Source organism: Lonepinella sp. MS14436, assembly GCF_042470565.1.
In the GTDB taxonomy this organism is placed as follows: Bacteria; Pseudomonadota; Gammaproteobacteria; order Enterobacterales; family Pasteurellaceae; genus Lonepinella.
In genome coordinates, this window is sequence record NZ_CP170385.1 from 933446 (window position 1) to 950367 (window position 16922).

At 39.7% G+C, this 16922-nt stretch carries 19 protein-coding genes and 1 tRNA gene; 4 read left to right on the forward strand and 16 right to left on the reverse strand.

The window, feature by feature from the left end:
• Window positions 1–36: 36 nt before the first annotated feature.
• Window positions 37–1194, forward strand: coding sequence for a prephenate dehydratase (pheA, locus tag O1Q81_RS04510; protein WP_386698444.1), 1158 nt, complete (start codon window positions 37–39; stop codon window positions 1192–1194).
• 59 nt (window positions 1195–1253) lie between these two features.
• On the opposite strand, the gene rnb is transcribed toward pheA, so the two are convergent.
• From rnb to O1Q81_RS04535, 5 genes are all read right to left on the reverse strand, one after another.
• Window positions 1254–3248, reverse strand: a complete 1995-nt coding sequence (gene rnb, locus O1Q81_RS04515; protein ID WP_386698446.1) for an exoribonuclease II — start codon at window positions 3246–3248, stop codon at window positions 1254–1256.
• 72 nt (window positions 3249–3320) lie between these two features.
• Window positions 3321–4109, reverse strand: a complete 789-nt coding sequence (locus tag O1Q81_RS04520) for an enoyl-ACP reductase (protein ID WP_386698448.1) — start codon at window positions 4107–4109, stop codon at window positions 3321–3323.
• 83 nt (window positions 4110–4192) lie between these two features.
• The gene (locus tag O1Q81_RS04525; RefSeq protein WP_386698450.1) at window positions 4193–4462 is read right to left on the reverse strand and encodes a hypothetical protein; all 270 of its coding nucleotides are present in this window, start codon (window positions 4460–4462) and stop codon (window positions 4193–4195) included.
• A 12-nt stretch (window positions 4463–4474) separates the two neighbouring features.
• Window positions 4475–4876, reverse strand: a complete 402-nt coding sequence (locus tag O1Q81_RS04530) for a phage holin family protein (RefSeq protein ID WP_386689866.1) — start codon at window positions 4874–4876, stop codon at window positions 4475–4477.
• Between the two features lie 78 nt (window positions 4877–4954).
• Complete coding sequence (locus O1Q81_RS04535) at window positions 4955–5266, reverse strand: YqjD family protein (protein ID WP_386690212.1); 312 nt, start codon at window positions 5264–5266, stop codon at window positions 4955–4957.
• A gap of 299 nt (window positions 5267–5565) precedes the next feature.
• Here O1Q81_RS04535 and O1Q81_RS04540 point away from each other — a divergent pair, with 299 nt between their 5' ends.
• Window positions 5566–5859, forward strand: coding sequence for a BrnT family toxin (locus O1Q81_RS04540; protein ID WP_386690214.1), 294 nt, complete (start codon window positions 5566–5568; stop codon window positions 5857–5859).
• A complete protein-coding gene (locus O1Q81_RS04545) occupies window positions 5819–6064 on the forward strand; it encodes a BrnA antitoxin family protein (RefSeq protein WP_386698452.1) in 246 nt (81 codons plus the stop codon). The genes O1Q81_RS04540 and O1Q81_RS04545 overlap by 41 nt, the downstream gene beginning before the upstream one ends.
• A 90-nt stretch (window positions 6065–6154) precedes the next feature.
• On the opposite strand, the gene O1Q81_RS04550 is transcribed toward O1Q81_RS04545, so the two are convergent.
• From O1Q81_RS04550 to O1Q81_RS04580, 7 genes are all read right to left on the reverse strand, one after another.
• On the reverse strand, window positions 6155–6925 hold the full coding sequence (locus tag O1Q81_RS04550; RefSeq protein ID WP_386689870.1) for a Nif3-like dinuclear metal center hexameric protein: 771 nt from the start codon (window positions 6923–6925) through the stop codon (window positions 6155–6157).
• 3 nt (window positions 6926–6928) lie between these two features.
• On the reverse strand, window positions 6929–7780 hold the full coding sequence (locus O1Q81_RS04555; RefSeq protein WP_386698454.1) for a metal ABC transporter permease: 852 nt from the start codon (window positions 7778–7780) through the stop codon (window positions 6929–6931).
• Complete coding sequence (locus tag O1Q81_RS04560; protein ID WP_386696010.1) at window positions 7780–8634, reverse strand: metal ABC transporter permease; 855 nt, start codon at window positions 8632–8634, stop codon at window positions 7780–7782. The genes O1Q81_RS04555 and O1Q81_RS04560 overlap by 1 nt, the downstream gene beginning before the upstream one ends.
• Complete coding sequence (locus O1Q81_RS04565) at window positions 8634–9521, reverse strand: ATP-binding cassette domain-containing protein (protein ID WP_386698456.1); 888 nt, start codon at window positions 9519–9521, stop codon at window positions 8634–8636. Before O1Q81_RS04565 ends, O1Q81_RS04560 begins: the two co-directional genes overlap by 1 nt.
• Window positions 9521–10402 (reverse strand): metal ABC transporter substrate-binding protein, encoded by an 882-nt coding sequence (locus O1Q81_RS04570; RefSeq protein WP_386698458.1) that lies wholly within the window; start codon window positions 10400–10402, stop codon window positions 9521–9523. The genes O1Q81_RS04565 and O1Q81_RS04570 overlap by 1 nt, the downstream gene beginning before the upstream one ends.
• 122 nt (window positions 10403–10524) lie before the next feature.
• Complete coding sequence (locus tag O1Q81_RS04575) at window positions 10525–10854, reverse strand: TusE/DsrC/DsvC family sulfur relay protein (protein ID WP_386689884.1); 330 nt, start codon at window positions 10852–10854, stop codon at window positions 10525–10527.
• An 86-nt stretch (window positions 10855–10940) separates the two neighbouring features.
• The gene (locus O1Q81_RS04580) at window positions 10941–11615 is read right to left on the reverse strand and encodes a Bax inhibitor-1 family protein (protein WP_386698460.1); all 675 of its coding nucleotides are present in this window, start codon (window positions 11613–11615) and stop codon (window positions 10941–10943) included.
• Between the two features lie 202 nt (window positions 11616–11817).
• On the opposite strand from O1Q81_RS04580, the gene O1Q81_RS04585 reads away from it, so the two are divergent.
• A tRNA-Ser gene (locus tag O1Q81_RS04585) sits at window positions 11818–11907 on the forward strand.
• Window positions 11908–11983: 76 nt separating this feature from the next.
• Here O1Q81_RS04585 and O1Q81_RS04590 read toward each other — a convergent pair.
• From O1Q81_RS04590 to O1Q81_RS04605, 4 genes are all read right to left on the reverse strand, one after another.
• A complete protein-coding gene (locus O1Q81_RS04590) occupies window positions 11984–13174 on the reverse strand; it encodes a JmjC domain-containing protein (RefSeq protein WP_386698462.1) in 1191 nt (396 codons plus the stop codon).
• Between the two features lie 15 nt (window positions 13175–13189).
• Window positions 13190–13549, reverse strand: a complete 360-nt coding sequence (locus O1Q81_RS04595) for an RnfH family protein (protein ID WP_386689894.1) — start codon at window positions 13547–13549, stop codon at window positions 13190–13192.
• A 12-nt stretch (window positions 13550–13561) separates the two neighbouring features.
• The gene (glnE, locus tag O1Q81_RS04600; RefSeq protein ID WP_386698463.1) at window positions 13562–16441 is read right to left on the reverse strand and encodes a bifunctional [glutamate--ammonia ligase]-adenylyl-L-tyrosine phosphorylase/[glutamate--ammonia-ligase] adenylyltransferase; all 2880 of its coding nucleotides are present in this window, start codon (window positions 16439–16441) and stop codon (window positions 13562–13564) included.
• 121 nt (window positions 16442–16562) lie between these two features.
• Entirely contained in the window at window positions 16563–16886 is a 324-nt protein-coding gene (locus O1Q81_RS04605; protein ID WP_386698465.1) for a DUF5339 domain-containing protein, read from the reverse strand.
• Between the last annotated feature and the right edge of the window lie 36 nt (window positions 16887–16922).

A 16922-nucleotide genomic window follows, 5' to 3' on the forward strand; every position in this document is an offset into this window, starting at 1 on the left:
CAGACCCTCATTTTTATTACAGGATATTGTTATTTTATGGCACAGGATTTAACCGAAATTCGTCAGCAAATTACCCAAATTGACCGTAGTTTACTAAAATTGTTATCGGAACGTCATCGTTTGGCGTTTGATGTGGTGCGGAGCAAAGAAATTACCCAAAAACCTTTACGTGATGAAGAACGTGAGCAAATCTTATTACAAGAATTAGTCAATTTTGCGGAAAGCCAGAATTATCAGCTTGAACCACAATATATTACCCAAATTTTTCAGCGGATTATTGAAGATTCAGTAGTAACACAACAGGTTTATTTACAGAAAAAACTCAACCAACAACGTGAGCAGAATATTCATATTGCTTTTTTAGGCAAACGTGGCTCTTATTCACATTTAGCGGCTCGTAATTATGCCACACGTTATCAAGAACAATTAGTAGAATTAAGTTGTAGTTCCTTTGAACAGATTTTTGATAAAGTCAAATCAGGTGAAGCTGATTTCGGGGTGTTGCCGTTAGAAAATACCACATCAGGTTCCATTAATGATGTGTATGATTTATTACAACATACCGATCTCTCTTTGGTGGGGGAATTAGCCTATCCCATTAAACATTGTGTGCTAGTCAACGAACAGCAGGATCTTAGTCAAATTGATACGTTGTATAGTCACCCACAAGTCATTCAGCAATGTAGCCAATTCATTCGTAGTTTGGATCGGGTGCATATTGAATACTGTGAAAGTAGCTCGCATGCCATGGAATTAGTCGCCAGTTTGAATAAACCGAATATTGCCGCCTTAGGTAATGAAGATGGCGGTCATTTATATGGTTTACGAGTATTAAAAACGGATATTACAAATCAACCCAATAATATCACCCGTTTTATTGTACTGGCGAAAGAACCTTTATCGGTTTCACCGCAAATTGCCAGTAAAACCCTGTTATTAATGACCACTCGCCAACAGGCGGGTGCGTTGGTTGATGCGTTGTATGTGTTTAAGAAACACCAAATTAACATGACCAAACTTGAATCTCGCCCAATTTATGGTACGCCATGGGAAGAAATGTTTTATTTGGAAATTGAAGCCAATATTCATCATCCCAACACCCAACAAGTGTTGCAAGAATTAAAAGAATATAGTACTTTTTTGAAAGTATTAGGTTGTTACCCGAGTGAGATTGTCAAGCCTACCAAGGCATAGATTAGTATGTTCTCTGCCCCTATGGATACTAAATATTATGAAGGGGCAGATTTATTGCTTTAAATCACTAACTCCCCAATTAAACTCCGAGTTTCAAGTTTGACTTCATTTAGCTGAATTTTAACAATATCACCAATTTTATAACAGCGTTCTCCGTTGATATATAAGGCAATTTCATCAGAATTGACTTCCATTTCGTCTTTATTCGGGTGAATGGTGGAGGCTGGAATAAACACGCTTGCCCCATTTTCTAACAGTTGCATACGTAAACCGCCACGCATTACATCTTGTATTTCCGCCTCAAATTGTGGTTTTTCTACCACTTTTTCATTCAGATAACGGCAATATAACCAATCGGCAATATCCCGTTCTACTAAGCGATTCTGACGGCGTGATTCTTGCAGACGTGCCAAAATGTCATCTGATGGTTTAATGAAAGGTAAGTTCTCTCCTTGCTGGTTGGCGATTGCTGTTTTGATTAAGCGATGATTGACCATATCGGAATATTTGCGGATTGGGGATGTCCATGTGGCATAACCTGTTAATCCTAAGCCAAAGTGCGGTGCTAATTCTGCTTTAAATTCGGCAAAGGTTAAGAAACGACGTAGGCGGAATTCGTAATAATCACCTGCAAATGGTTCAATGTCATGTCGCATTTGGCAATAGCCATTGAGTGTAGTTAAGTTTTCTACGGAATAACGTTGTTCTAATTCTGCTCGATTATCATCATTAGCAAAATTCGCCATTAAGAAATGGTGAGCATTAGTCAGAAATTTATTATCAAAACCTTTATGGACGTTGAAAATGCCTGTTTTAGCTTGTTCATCAAGATAATGTGCTGCACAAATATTAGCGATAATCATAGATTCTTCCACGATTTGATTAGCAATACGGCGATGTTCAGCTTTGATGTCTAAAATATGCCCATTTTCTGCAAGCACAAAACTATAATCTGGTTTTTCTTTAAATAATAAACCGTGCGTTTTACGCCATTGAATACGAGCCAACGCAAATTGGTGTAAATTGTTGACCTGTTCTGCTATTTCCGTTGTTTCAGGTTGCCACGCATTAGGTTGTTGCTCCAGATAATCAGATACCTTGTTATAAGCCAGTTTCGCTTTGGATTGCACATAAGCGGAAACAAAATAAGGTTGGTTTGTGATTTCGCCCTTAAGATCGGTTTCAATATAACAAACTAAGGCTGGGCGAGTTTTATTTGGCATTAAAGAACAAAGATCGTCTGATAATTCCCGTGGCAGCATAGGAATGTTAAAGCCAGGTAAATAATTGGTGAAACAGCGTTGTTTTGCATCTTTTTCAATTTGTGAATTGACATCAATATAAGCAGTCGGATCAGCAATCGCCACCACTAAACGCCAGCCTGTTTGTGCATTATTTTGCTCGATCTTTTCGATATATAAAGCATCGTCCATATCCTGCGTGGTTTCGCTGTCAATGGTGACAAAATGAAGTGCGGTTAAATCTTCACGAGTTTGTTGATCGAGCATAGCATAGCTATCCTGTCCTTGCACGGGATAGCGAGATTGTTGATGACGAGCCAAAGTAACCCACCACGGAGCAAATTCATCCTCTGCACGGCAAATAAATTCGCTGACCTGAGCAAATAAAAAACGATCATCACGTAATGGGTGTGTTTTAAGGGTTGCCACTACCCAGTCGCCTTCTTTTAATTGTTCGGGTACAGTTTTTAATTGAACGGCACCGATAGGCTGATTAATATTAGGGTGATCCACTAATACTTGTAATTTATTGTCTTTATTAAACCGCACTTTAGCGATAAAACGGGTTAACAGGGTTTCGACTAATTCTTCAGGAACGGCTTGTTTTTTGTCGCCCACTTCTTCGATCACTGCTTTAATCTTGTCGCCATGTACCACTTTTTTCATATCTGGTGGAGCGATAAAAAAGGTGTCTTTATCAGTTTCGAGGAAACCATAGGCTTTATCTGTACTTTTTACCGTGCCTTCAACACGTACTTTGCTATCGTGAAGTTGTTGTTTGAGTTGAGAGAGTAGGGGATTGTTTTGAAACATTTTTATTGTCTTATAAAATAATATACGGGCGAACACATCGGTTCGCCCATACAAAAATACGAAAAACTAGGTTTATTCTTCGCCTAATTCGCCCATTGCGGTGATACTAAAGCCTGCATCAACGTGCAAGATTTCGCCTGTTACGCCAGAGGCTAAATCAGAACATAAGAATGCAGCAGAATTGCCTACGTCATCAATGGTTACGGTACGGCGTAATGCGGCAGTGTTTTCAAATGCTGCTAACATTTTCTTGAAGTTTTTAATACCAGATGCTGCGAGCGTACGGATTGGACCAGCGGAAATAGCGTTCACACGAATACCGTCTTTACCTAAATCTGCCGCCATTACACGTGTTGCGGCTTCAAGCGAGGCTTTGGCTAAACACATGACGTTATAGTTTGGAATCGCACGTTCTGCCCCTAAATAAGACAGGGTTAAAAGAGCAGCATTTTGATTTAACAAAGGGCGAGCAGCTTGAGCCATTGCTACAAAGCTATAGGCACTAATATCGTGAGCAATACGATAGCCTTCACGAGTCGCTGCATTTACATAGTCACCATCTAATTGGTCACTTGGTGCGAAAGCAATAGCATGCACAAAACCATCAAATTTTTCCCAACTTTTGCTTAATTCCGCAAAGCAGTGTTGAATACTTTCATCAGTTGCAACGTCTAATGGCAACACAATATTTGAACCAAATTCTTTGGCAAATTCTTCCACCCGTGGTTGTAATTTATCGTTTAAATAAGTGAAAGCAAGTTCAGCACCCTGTGCTTTCATGGCTTTTGCAATACCATAAGCAATAGAGCGATTACTTGCAAGACCTGTTACTAAAATTCGTTTACCTGTTAAGAAACCCATAATATGTCCTAGTTTTAAGATGTGATTAAGAAATTTTGCTTAGTATAAGGGAAAAAAGAAATAACGTAAATCTGACTTAAGAATTATTTTTGCTTATTATTTAATAGATAGATCGCCCCTAATCCCAGAGCAGAGTAAGTTAATCCGCGAACTGATAACAATTTCCGATTGATTAAAGAAAGTAACAAGGCACGGACGGCAGGTTGTGATAAAGTTGAGCCGATACTTTTTAGTTGTGCGACAGGATCGGATATGTTTTGCTTTGTACGCAATCCCTGAGCTAATAATTTCATACGCAAGGCATCGCCTTTCATAATCAGTAATTCTTTTTCTTCAGCAAATTGATCTTTCATTTTTCCCCCCGCTTATTCATGTTTATTCGTGCTGTTAGCCGCTTGTTTTAGGGTGGCAATATCTAATTTTACTTCCTCAAGCGTATTTTGCATAAAAGTGCGTTGTTTTTTTAAGGAATTTAAAATAATGAAAATAACCGCCACCGCCAATAATAAGGTAATACCGCTAATGGTTAAAAAAGCAATAAGTCGTTGGCTGGGATCTTCAAAATAGACATTAACGGCAAACAGACCGCTGATAAGGGTGATAAGTAAAAAAACAATGAATAATAAAGCCGAAATAAGCGTTATGACTAATTGTTCTTTTTGTTGAATCAGTTCGATACGAGCCATATCTAAGCGAACTTGTGCTAATTCAAGCAAAGTAATCAGCATATTTTTTACACCCGTTTTAATATTTTGAATCGCTTGCATCGGATTTCCTTAGCATAGAATATGAATTGAGTTGCCTGTGGCGAACAAGCAACTCAAGGTGAGAATTAATCAGATTAATTATCTTTTACTGACTAATACGCCTAATAATAAGCCGATAACACCTGCTACACCAATCGCTTTATAAGGGTTTTCTTGCACAATCTCATCAGTTTGTTTGACGACTTGTTTTGCCCCTGCGATGGCATCTTCTTGTAAACTCGCAAATTTTTCTTTTGCATCACCTACACGAGAACTTAATTTTTCTTTCAATTTTTTTAATTCGGCTTCACCAGATTTACTTTTTTCGTCAAATAGTTCTTCCGCATTAGTTAAAATATCGCGGATTTCATCTAATAACTCTTCACGTTTTTTATCGAATTGACTCATAATGCTCTCCTTAATTTATTTTCTTGTTTTAAATACCTAGTCATCAGTTGGTTAATGACTAGACATTTTTATAATAAACACACTTTTGTCTTTATGTCAAATTTTGTCAAGACTAATACTATTCTATGATTTATCAGATTTTTTATGTTGCACTATATGGATCAATACCCATAAATTATCCTTATTTTTGTGATTTAGATTCCAAAAACTGCGGTGAAAAGTAGCATTGTTTTTTAGTCTTTAGGTAAGATTGATGTAATTAAAAATTATTGTATATACAGAAATGTAGAGTTATAATGTTTATGTTACAAATTGAATTTGATTCTAAAAAACGAGAGATAACGTTACTTGAAAGAGGGCTGGATTTTACAGTAGCTAATGAAATCTTTGAGGGAAAGCATTTTACGTTGGAAGATACGAGGCACAATTACGGTGAAATTCGTTATATTTCTATTGGGAAGCTACAGTCAACGCAAATTGTTGTTATTGTTTGGACATATCGCCCTAATTCAATCAACCCAACCCACAGACGTATTATTTCAATGAGGAAAGCCAATGAGCGAGAAATTAGAAAATATCAACAATACCTTAGATGAAGCACCAGAGCTTGATGATGCTTATTTTGTGCAGGCAGATTTATATCAAGGTGACAAATTGATTCGCCGTGGTCGCCCAAGATCAGCCCAAACTAAAGTAGCTGTGTCTATTCGTTTAGATAAAGAGATTGTCGATCACCTTAAAAATTCTGGTGCTGGCTGGCAGACCAGAGTGAATCATATTTTGCGAAATAGTTTATTGTAGGGAATTATGGAATGTCCCGATCTAGTAAACTTTTTCCCCGTGAATTGGCGAGGCTTTCTGCGTGGCGGATTAAATAAATCGTTTTCATCATTATGCTGGGTTATCAATATCGACAAATTCCACTTCAAACCCATATTCGTTTGCAAGCCATTCACCTAATGCTTTGATTCCACAACGTTCAGTGGCGTGATGTCCGCAGGCGAAGTAGTGAATCCCTTGTTCGCGGGCAGAGTGAGTGGTTTGTTCGGAAATTTCACCGCTGATAAAGGCATCACAGCCTTGTGCGTAAGCCAGATCGATATAGCCTTGACCGCCACCTGTGCAAATGCCGATTTTTTGGATAAAGTGCGGTGCATTTTTATTGAATTTTTCCACCTCACAGGTGAGTGGGGTTTTGCCTAATCGTTGTGTAATACGTTGGCTAAATTCCTGTACGGAAACGGGTTGGATTAATCTTCCCCACATCGGAATACTGCTTAAACCTTGTTCCAACGGTTGTAAATTTTCAATGCCGAGCAGTTTGGCAAGCAAGGCGTTGTTGCCCAATTCAGGGTGAATATCCAACGGTAAATGATAGCCGTATAAATTGATGTCATTGACTAACAAACGTTTAATCCGTTCGCCTTTCATGCCCCGAATACAAGGATTTTCGCTTTTCCAGAAGTAGCCGTGGTGGACTAAAATCGCATCGGCATTTTGCTCAATGGCGTAATCAATCAGGGCAAGGCTTGCGGTTACTCCCGTGATGATTTTTTTTATTTCCGCTTTGCCCTCTACTTGTAATCCATTGGGAGCGTAATCATTAATGGCTTGAGTATTTAATTTTTGGTTAATTATTTGTTCTAATTGAAAATTATTCATTTTTTACACCGCACTTTTTATCTCTTTAATGGATTGCATTGTAAACTTTGAGTAAATCAATGCCAACATGAAAATCACCGCTTGTAATAAAATAATACAAGGACCAATATCCGCATTAAGATGAAAACTGATTAATGTGCCTAAGAAACTGGACAGTACGGAACTGAGCATGGCGATGGCGATCATATAGTCAAATTTTTTGGTCAGCATAAAGGCGGTAATCCCAGGTGAAATCAGCATGGCGACCACTAAAATCACCCCGACCACTTGCATTGCGGCGACAATGGTGAGAGCCAATAGGGTTAATAGACCATAATGCAATATTCTGGGTGATAAACCAGCTACCCGGGCATGGCTTGGGTCGAAACAGAAAAGTAAGAAATCACGGCGTTTTAATAACATAGTGAAAAAAATAACCGCCGAAACCACTAAAATTTGCAGGAAATTTTCAACGCCTACACCGAGCAAATTACCAAATAAAACGTGGGTCAAATGTTGGTCACTTTCTACTTTGACAAACAGCACCAGTCCAAAGGCAAACATGCCTGAAAACACAATGCCCATCACGGTATCTTCTTTAATTCGGCTGTTTTCTTTTAAATAGCCAATGGCAAGCGAGCAACACAAGCCCGATAAAAATGCCCCGAACATCAACGGCAGACCGCACACATAAGCGATAACAATACCAGGTAACACGGCATGCGAAATGGCATCACCCATTAATGACCAACCTTTTAACACCAAATAGCAAGATAACACGGCACAAACGATAGCGACCACAATCGCTGTGGCTAATGCCATTTGCATAAATGGGTAAGAGAGCGGTTCAATAAACCAATTCATCAAGGTTTCCATTAGCGATTCTCCACAGTCACGGGCGGTTTGTTTCGCATAAATACACCATATTTAGGCGAGAAAAAGAACGCTAACAAAAATAATAAGGTTTGCAGGCAGATGATTAATCCACCCGTTGCACCGTCTAAGAAATAGCTAATATAAGCCCCTACAATGCTGGTGCTAATGCCTAGGCATACCGCAATAATAATCAGTTTATGGAATTTATCGGTGAGTAAATAGGCGGTCGCACCTGGGGTAACCACCATTGCGATGACTAAAATTGCTCCTACGGTTTGTAATGCTGCCACAATACAAGCACTTAACAGGCTGAAAAATAACACTTTATAACGATAAGGCGATAAACCTACCGAAATAGCTTGAATTTCATCAAAGAAAACCAACAATAAATTTTTCCAAAACAGCAGTAATAATACGCTACTGATGGTAATAATAATGGCGATTTGTATGACATCTTCATCGGCAATGCCTAAAATATTGCCTAGCACAATGCTTTGTACATCAACGGAAGTCGGGTTGAGTGAAACGATTAATAAACCAACAGCAAAAAAAGTAGTGAAAATAAAGCCGATAATTGCATCTTCTTTGAGTTTAGTGATGGATTTTACCCATAAAATTGACAGTGCGGCTAAAATGCCTGAAAAAAATGCCCCTACCGAATAAGGTAAAGATAAGGAATAAGCAATGGCGACACCGGGTACGACCGAATGAGAAAGAGCATCGCCAATCAGTGACCAGCCTTTCAGCATTAAATAAGCGGATAAAAAGGCACAAATCCCCCCAACGCCAGCACTTACCCAAATGGCTTTGACCATATAATTGTAATTAAAGGGTTCAAGTAAAATGTCTAACATTATGGTTGTTCCTGTACATCTTTTTTGCTGATTGGAGCGGGCGGATCGATTTTGGTTTGCCCATAGAATACGGCAGGGCGTTCATCATCGGTTAAGACGGTGACTGCCCGTTGGTCTTCATCATCATGTAAATCTCGATTGGCGAGCTTAACGTGACGTAATACACCGCCAAACAGTTTTTCCAGATTGTGTTGATTGAACGTAGTTTCCGTTGAGCCTGCGGCGATTATTGTGCGGTTAATCATTACTACTTGATCGCAAAAATCAGGGACAGAGCCTAAATTGTGGGTGGAAACTAAAATTAAATGCCCCTCTTGACGTAATTGACCGAGTAAATCCACGATCGCGTTTTCCGTTTTTACATCGACCCCTGTAAAGGGTTCATCTAATAAGATGACTTTACTTTGTTGGGCTAATGCACGAGCCAAAAAGACCCGTTTTTTCTGACCGCCTGAAAGTTCACCGATTTGACGGTCTGCCAAATGTGAAATATCCACCCGCTCCATTGCCTGTTGTACTTTTTGTTTATCAAGTGCGGTGGGAATTCGCAGAAAATTCATATAACCATAACGCCCTTGCATCACCACATCATACACGGAAACAGGAAATTGCCAGTCCACATCTTCACTTTGTGGTACATAGGAAATCAGGTTCTGTTTAAGGGCTTTTTCCACTGGCAAATGGCAAAGCTGAATATTGCCTTGTTGATAGCGGATCAAGCCCATAATGCTTTTAAATAAAGTCGATTTACCGCCACCATTGACACCGAGCAAGGCACAAATTGTCCCGCCCTCCAATTCAAAAGAAACATCCTGAATGGCAATATGTCCGTTATTATAACGAACGGTCACATTTTCAACCTGAATGGCAGCAGTAAGGTTTGACATTATTTTTCGAATCCTTTTACAACAGTAGAAACCGTGGTTTTTAATAAATCAATATAAGTTGGCACAGGACCATCGGCAGCAGACAGAGAATCCACATAAAGTACACCGCCAAATTTTGCTCCCGTTTCTTTCGCCACTTGTTTCATTGGTTTATCTGAAATGGTGCTTTCACAGAAGACCACAGGGATATTGCTTTTACGCACAGCATCAATCACTTTGCGTACTTGTTTTGGGGTGCCTTGTTGCTCGGCATTGACTGCCCAAAGATAGAGTTCGTGATAACCATAATCTTTGGCTAAATAGCTAAATGCCCCTTCGCAACTGACTAACCAACGTTTATCTTCAGGTACTTGCATCAATTTTTCACGTAACGGTGCATCTAAGGCTTTAATTTGCTCCGCATAAGCTGCTGCATTTTTGCTATAGGTTTCCGCATTGGCAGGATCGTATTTGATAAAGGCATTTTTAATATTCTCAATATAGATCAACGCATTTGAGGTTGACATCCACGAATGTGGATTCGGTTTACCTTGATATTCGCCTTCATAAATAGATAATGGCGTAATTCCCTCTGTCACCACCACGGCTGGTACATCTTTCATATTTTGGAAAAATTTCTCAAACCAACGTTCAAGGTTCAAGCCGTTCCATAAAATTAAATCCGCTGATTGAGCCTGTACTAAATCTTTCGGGGTTGGTTGATATTCGTGAATTTCTGCTCCGGGTTTAGTAATAGAATGTACCTCAGCGGCATCTCCAGCCACATTTTGGGCAATATCCTGAATAACCGTAAAAGTTGTTACCACTTTAAATTTGGCATAACCAACAGTTGCTACAGCACTCAGTAGGGTAACTAACATAAGTTTAACAAGTTTTTTCATATTTTCTCCTTAAATAAAATGAAAATTTAAACTGCAAAGCTAATTGCCCTACGAATTATAGGTATATTTCCTTAGTTGTCAAGCGATAATCATTCTCATTATCAAATTGATTATCATTTGGTTTATAAGCACTTTGCCGGTTTGGGTAATCCAGCGAGTTTTGTTGCTTGCTTGGCTGGACCGTCAGGAAAAAGACGTTGTAAATAGCGACTATTGCCTTTATCTTCACCTAATTTCTGAGCCATGGCTTTCACTAACATTCTAATTGCGGGTGAAGTTTTATATTCTTCATAGAACGAGCGTACAAAATAAATGACTTCCCAATGGGCTTCAGTGAGCTGCAAATTTTCTTTTTCTGCAATGGCTAACGCAACATCTTTGTTCCACTGAGTTAAGTCCAACAAATAACCTGCGGCATCTGTTTCTATTTGGATTTGATTGACTTCCAGCATAGATTATTCCTACTTTTAATCTGATTATAACAAAAAAACGTCCCATAATAGGGACGTTTAATTATTATTTTGTAAATTTAGTCAAATTAATCATCACCACGGAAAATACTGAGTAAATTTAATAAGCTAATAAATAGGTTATAAATTGAAACGAACAGACTTACCGTAGCACGAATATAATTGGTTTCACCACCGTGAATAATATTACTGGTTTCAAATAAAATACCTGCAGCGGAGAATAATACGAATAAACCGCTCATCGCCACTTGCAAGGCTGGCATTTGTAAGAAAATATTGGCGATCATACCGATCAATAATACGATAAACAAAGCAAAAATCATGCCAGATAAGAATGACATATCTTTCTTCGTGGTCAGCACATAAGCCGAACAAGCGAAAAATGTTGCCGCAGTTCCGCCTAAGGCCAATACAATGGTGTCGCCCAAGCCTGCTCCCACATAAGCATTTAAAATCGGTCCGATGGTATAGCCAAGAAAGCCAGTAAAGGCAAACACCGCTAAAATGCCAGCAGCACTATTCGCCAAGGCATTAGTTAAGAATAGTAAACCATAGAAACCGACTAACATCACGATAATCCCTGGATAAGGTAGATTTAATGACATGGAAATATAAGCCACAACAGCCGCAAATGCCAATGTTAGACCTAATAAAAAGTAAGTGTTGCGTAACACTTTGTGGGTTTGTAGTAGTGATTCAGATTGTTCACGACCATCAAAAACAATACGAGATTGCTGTTGCATAGGTTTTTCCTCTAAAGATAATAAAAATGACTAGCGTTAAATTAATGTTAAATGAATGAAAAGTCAAAGTATTTCGAACTCATCATAACAGAATATGGGGGATTTGTATAAAATATCAACTGTTAAAGCTGAAATAGTAAAATTTAGTTTACTCAACCTAAAAACTATATTATATTTCACCGCACTTCAACAGAAGATCTGCGGAGGAATGGTCGAGCGGTTGAAGGCACCGGTCTTGAAAACCGGCGAGGGTTTACGCCCTCCGTGAGTTCGAATCTCACTTCCTCCGCCACTCAAATTTTAAAAGCCGTTATCTTTTGATAACGGCTTTTTTACCAATGATTGATATAATAAATCTATTCGTATTCTTATTTAATCACCACCCAGCCATCATCGACCCAGTTGCAAATACTGTCTATTAATAAAGCAATATCAATATCGTCATCTGTTAACTGTTGAATTGCCGATAAATCAAGCTGTTCACCATCCGCAAGGGCTTTTAAAATGGCTTTTTCCAATGGGTTTAACTCATCTAACCATTCACCATTGGCGTAAATTTCTAATTCAGGTTGCTCAAGGTAAGCCAGTTTACAATTATTATCCTGTGAAATCACTGCACTTTCGTCTTGCAATAATGTCAGAATTTCATCAGGATCTGCCATATCATCAGACACCAACATTTCATAACGGCGTGCTGTGACGGTTTGGGCGAGAGCCTGTTGGAACAAGCGATCAAATTCTGCCGATTGAGCCAATTTTTCAATCAGTTGGGCTTTTATCACTTGAATTTCAGGTTGTCCTAGTTTGCCTGTGGCTTGTGGCGTTTGCTCCAAACGCAGTGGCAATAAAAAGGTGGAAAGATCAATGTCAGGATTTTTATGGCAGAACCCTTTATTCACATTGTCTAAAATATCGCTCAAATTGGGGTAACGCAAGCCGAAAGAAAAGGTTAAACAATCGCTTTCTGCCACGCCAAAATGTGCCATTCTGGCAGGAACATAGAGAATATCGCTGGGATTCATCACTTCATCAATCACCAACTCACCCATATCATCAAAAATACGGATCGGCTGATTGGGTTTAAATTCGGTACAAGGATCACACCATTTGCCCAATTGCCAACGGCGTTGACCGTAACCTTGTACAAGGAATACATCATATTCATCATAATGTTTCCCCACCGAACCGCCTTTGGGGGCGTAAGATACCATAATATCGTCCCGTTGCCATTGGGGAATAAAGCCAAAGGCATTCCAAAGATCACCGAGTTCCGTTGACCATTGTTCTAAATTTTGCACTAGCACTGACCAGCGTGCAGGCAAATTGTCAAAATCCTGTTCTGAAAGCGGACTAAAACTCACTTTCCAATCATCATCGGCATAGGTTTTTACCAGCCGTGCCGTGACATCTTCATTTTGTGCCAATTCAATAATATCTTCTGGCTCAAATTGCCCCACAATTTGTGGCAAGCCATTACGAATAATTAACGGTTTTTTCTGCCAATAATCACGTAGGAAAATCTCTGGGGTGATGTGTTCGGGTAAGCAATAGTTAGTCATTTTGTTCTTCCTTTTTTAATGTGCTTTTTTATGCTGTTCTTTTTCTGATTTCTTCTTCTCCGCTGCTTCTTTCGCCTGTTCTTCCGCTCGTTTACGGCGGATTTCTTTTGGATCAGCGAGCAATGGTCGGTAGATTTCAATGCGGTCACCATTATTGACAGGATCGGTGAGTTTCACAGGGCGACTAAATATCCCTACCTTGTTTTCTCGCAAATCAATGTCAGTATATTGTTGTAAAATGCCTGATTGTAAAATGGCAGCTTGTACCGTAGTACCTTGTTTTACCTGTAATTTCTTTAAGAAATAGGATGTTGGGTAGGCGTAAGCTATTTCAATTTCAATGTTTGTTTCTGTGTTTTTTTCGGTTTCTGTCATACTAGGGAGTGTTTATTGTGTAAAAAGTTCTTTCCAAATTTTCTGAATAAATAACCGCACTTCGCTAAATTCACTGGCATCCACGATGGTTTTCACACCGAGTAAATTTAACTGATGAATACGGTTGCGTAAGCTAGTGTAGCAATGTTTGAGCTGTTCCGCCGTTTCTAGGCTGATAACCTTAAATTCTGCCATTTGCTCAAAAATTCGCACATTATCTGACCAATAGGCTAACGCCACATTGTTTGGGGCATTGGCGAGTACCAAATATTGAGCGATAAATTCAATGTCTGTAATGCCGCCTTGATCGGTTTTAATGCTGAATTTTTCGGGATCGTGGTTGGCTAAATGCTGGTACATTTTATCACGCATTTCCAATACGTCTGTTTTTAATTTTTGCAAATCTCGTGGGGTCGCCAAAATTTCCGTGCGAATTTGCTCAAATTGTTGGCGAAGTTTTGGCTCGCCATACACAGCTCTTGTGCGTACTAAAGATTGATGTTCCCACGTCCACGCATCGTTTTGTTGATATTTTTTGAACGCATCAAAAGAATTACACAGCAAACCTGCATCGCCACAGGGTCGCAGGCGTAAATCCACGTCATACAGCACGCCAGCACTGGTGTTCATACTAAAAATACTGACGATTTTTTGGGCAAGGCGTAAATAAAATTGGAAATTATCCACGGATTTTTTGCCGCCTGCGGTTTGTCCTTGCACGCCGTCATACAAAAACACCAAATCCAAATCGGATTTATAGCCCAATTCAATGCCCCCGAGTTTGCCGTACCCCACTACCACAAAGCCTTTTTCGTTGTCGGTTAAATGGGTAGGCGTGCCAAAACGAGCGGTCACTTGTTGCCACGCCAAATTCACTACCGCTGCAATAATGGCTTCGGCTAAATAGGTGAGATGATCACTCACTTTCATAATTGGCAACACGCCGAGAATATCCGCCGCCGCAATGCGGAGCAGGGTAATTTGCTTAAATTGACGCAAAGCGTACAGGATTTGTTCTTCGTCATCAGGCGGCAAACGCAGTAAATATTGTTGTAATTCAGCAGGATATTGCTCAAAGTGCGGTGGATTTTGTAGGCTTTTTTGATCGAGCAATTCGTCCAACAAAATCGGGTGGTGAGCCACTTGTTCGGCAATCATTTTGGATTGGGAACAAAGCGACAGCAGTTGGGTTAGCACCTGCGGATTTTCCAATAACAGCTCTAAATAGGTGGTGCGAGAGAGAATTTGCTCCACAATATTTAACATTCTTGGTAATAGGGTTAAATAGGCATCGTGACTAAAAATTTGATGAAATAATTGGGGCAATAATTTATTTAGGGTTTCTTGCCCACGGTTGCCAATGACACGGCGTTCAAGCTCGTGGCGGAATTTGTGTAAATGGTCTAAAATGTCGTCAAAATGAGCTTCAGGAATGTTCTGCTGTGCCAGTAACTGTTCCATTTCCGCTTCATTCATTTCCAGCAAATCTTGCCAGCCGTTGTCGGCATTGCTTTCTGTGGCTTCTTTCTCATCGCCAATTAATTCATCAAAAACGCACCGCACTTTTTGTTGATGTTGTTGTAATATCGCATAAAAACTGTCCCAATCGTGGATAGGATAACGCACAGTTTCGGGTTGATTATCCGTATTGAATTGGGTGAATTCTGCACAAGCGACAACCAAACGAGCCTGATCTTGCGGATCGGTGGGTAACAGTTGGGTTTGTTTGTCATTAATGGCTTGCAAGACATTTTCTGCACGGCGTAAAAACAAGTAGGCTTGAGTGAGATCGTGGCGTTGCTCAGGCGGTAATAAGCCTAATTTTTCTAATTCTGGCAACAAGTTAAGCAACGAATGTTGTTGCAAGCTGATTTCTCGTCCGCCGCGAATTAATTGGAATACTTGCACAATAAATTCCACTTCACGAATCCCGCCAGCCCCGAGTTTGATGTTATCATTTAAGCCACGGCGGCGAACTTCTCGCTCAATTTTGCCTTTCATTTCACGTAAAGATTGGATCACGCTAAAATCAATATAACGGCGATACACAAAAGGGCGGAGCAGTTGGCGTAAAGCGTGGATATTGGGATCTTGCGGATGGTAGCCCAAAATTCGCCCTTTAATCATCGCATAACGTTCCCAATCTCGCCCTTGTTCTTGATAATAGGTTTCCATAGCGGCAAAACTTAATGCCAACGCTCCACTGTCGCCAAAAGGGCGAAGTCGCATATCGGTGCGATACACAAAGCCGTCTGGCGTGAATTGATCCAACGCATTGACTAATCGCTGCCCAAGTCGCACGAAAAATTTTTGATTATCAATGGCTTTGCGACCGTCCACGGTTTCGCCAGCCGCAGGATAAGTAAAAATCAAATCAATATCGGAAGAAAAATTCAGCTCAAAACCCCCGAGCTTGCCCATACCCAAAATATACAGTTGTTGCGGATTGCCTTGCTCATCGCAAGGTGTTCCCATTTCTTGACAGGCTTGTTTATATAGCCAATCTCTTGCCCCAATAATCAGGCTTTCGGCTAATTGCGAGAGAAGAATAAAAATTTGTTCCACCGTGCCGATATTTAGACTTTGGCAAATGCTTAACACCGCCATTTCACGATTGCGAAATTGGCGTAAGACTTTATAAAATTGTTCTTCGCTATCTGTTTGATCTAATTCGTTATTTAAACGGGGGAAATAGTGATCGCCATCAGGTAATTCAGGTAAGTTTTCCAAACATTCTGCTAAAAAGTGCGGTTGTTTTTTAAAGACTTCTAACAAGAAATCTGACATGGCGACCGCATGGCTTAATTTGTCTAAAAGTGCGGTGTTTTTTTCGGCTGTTTTTTCGGGGAAGTGGGTTTGGATAAGGTGTTGTAGTTTTTCTGAATTTGTCATTTTTTCCCCGTACTAGCGTACGGGGTTACGCATGGTGTCGCTACGCCGTAGCTTAATAGATCGAAGAGAGATACCGAGCATGATTACTTTAGTCACCCCATACGAGAGTATAGGGTAAATACTAGTTTACATGATCTTCATTTGCTTTATGTAATTTACTGAGTTTTGCTAAACCTTGGTCGCAACTTTTAATTTGCGTTGCTACTTCCATTTCTAGAATTTGTTTTTTGCTTTGATTCAGTTTATTTTGGATTTTATGTAATTGAGTATGTGTACCTGGTTGGCGTTGAGCTTCGGTAAATAATTTTTCAGTTTCGCTAAAAAGTTTTTGGCATTGTTCTGGGATTTCTGCGGCATCTGTCGTTGCGGATACAGAAAAACTAGATAACAATGATAATGCCAATGTCAAACACAGTGTGGCACATTTCGTCGTTATTTTAATCATACTAGGTCTATCCTTTGATTGAACGGTTAAAATGGG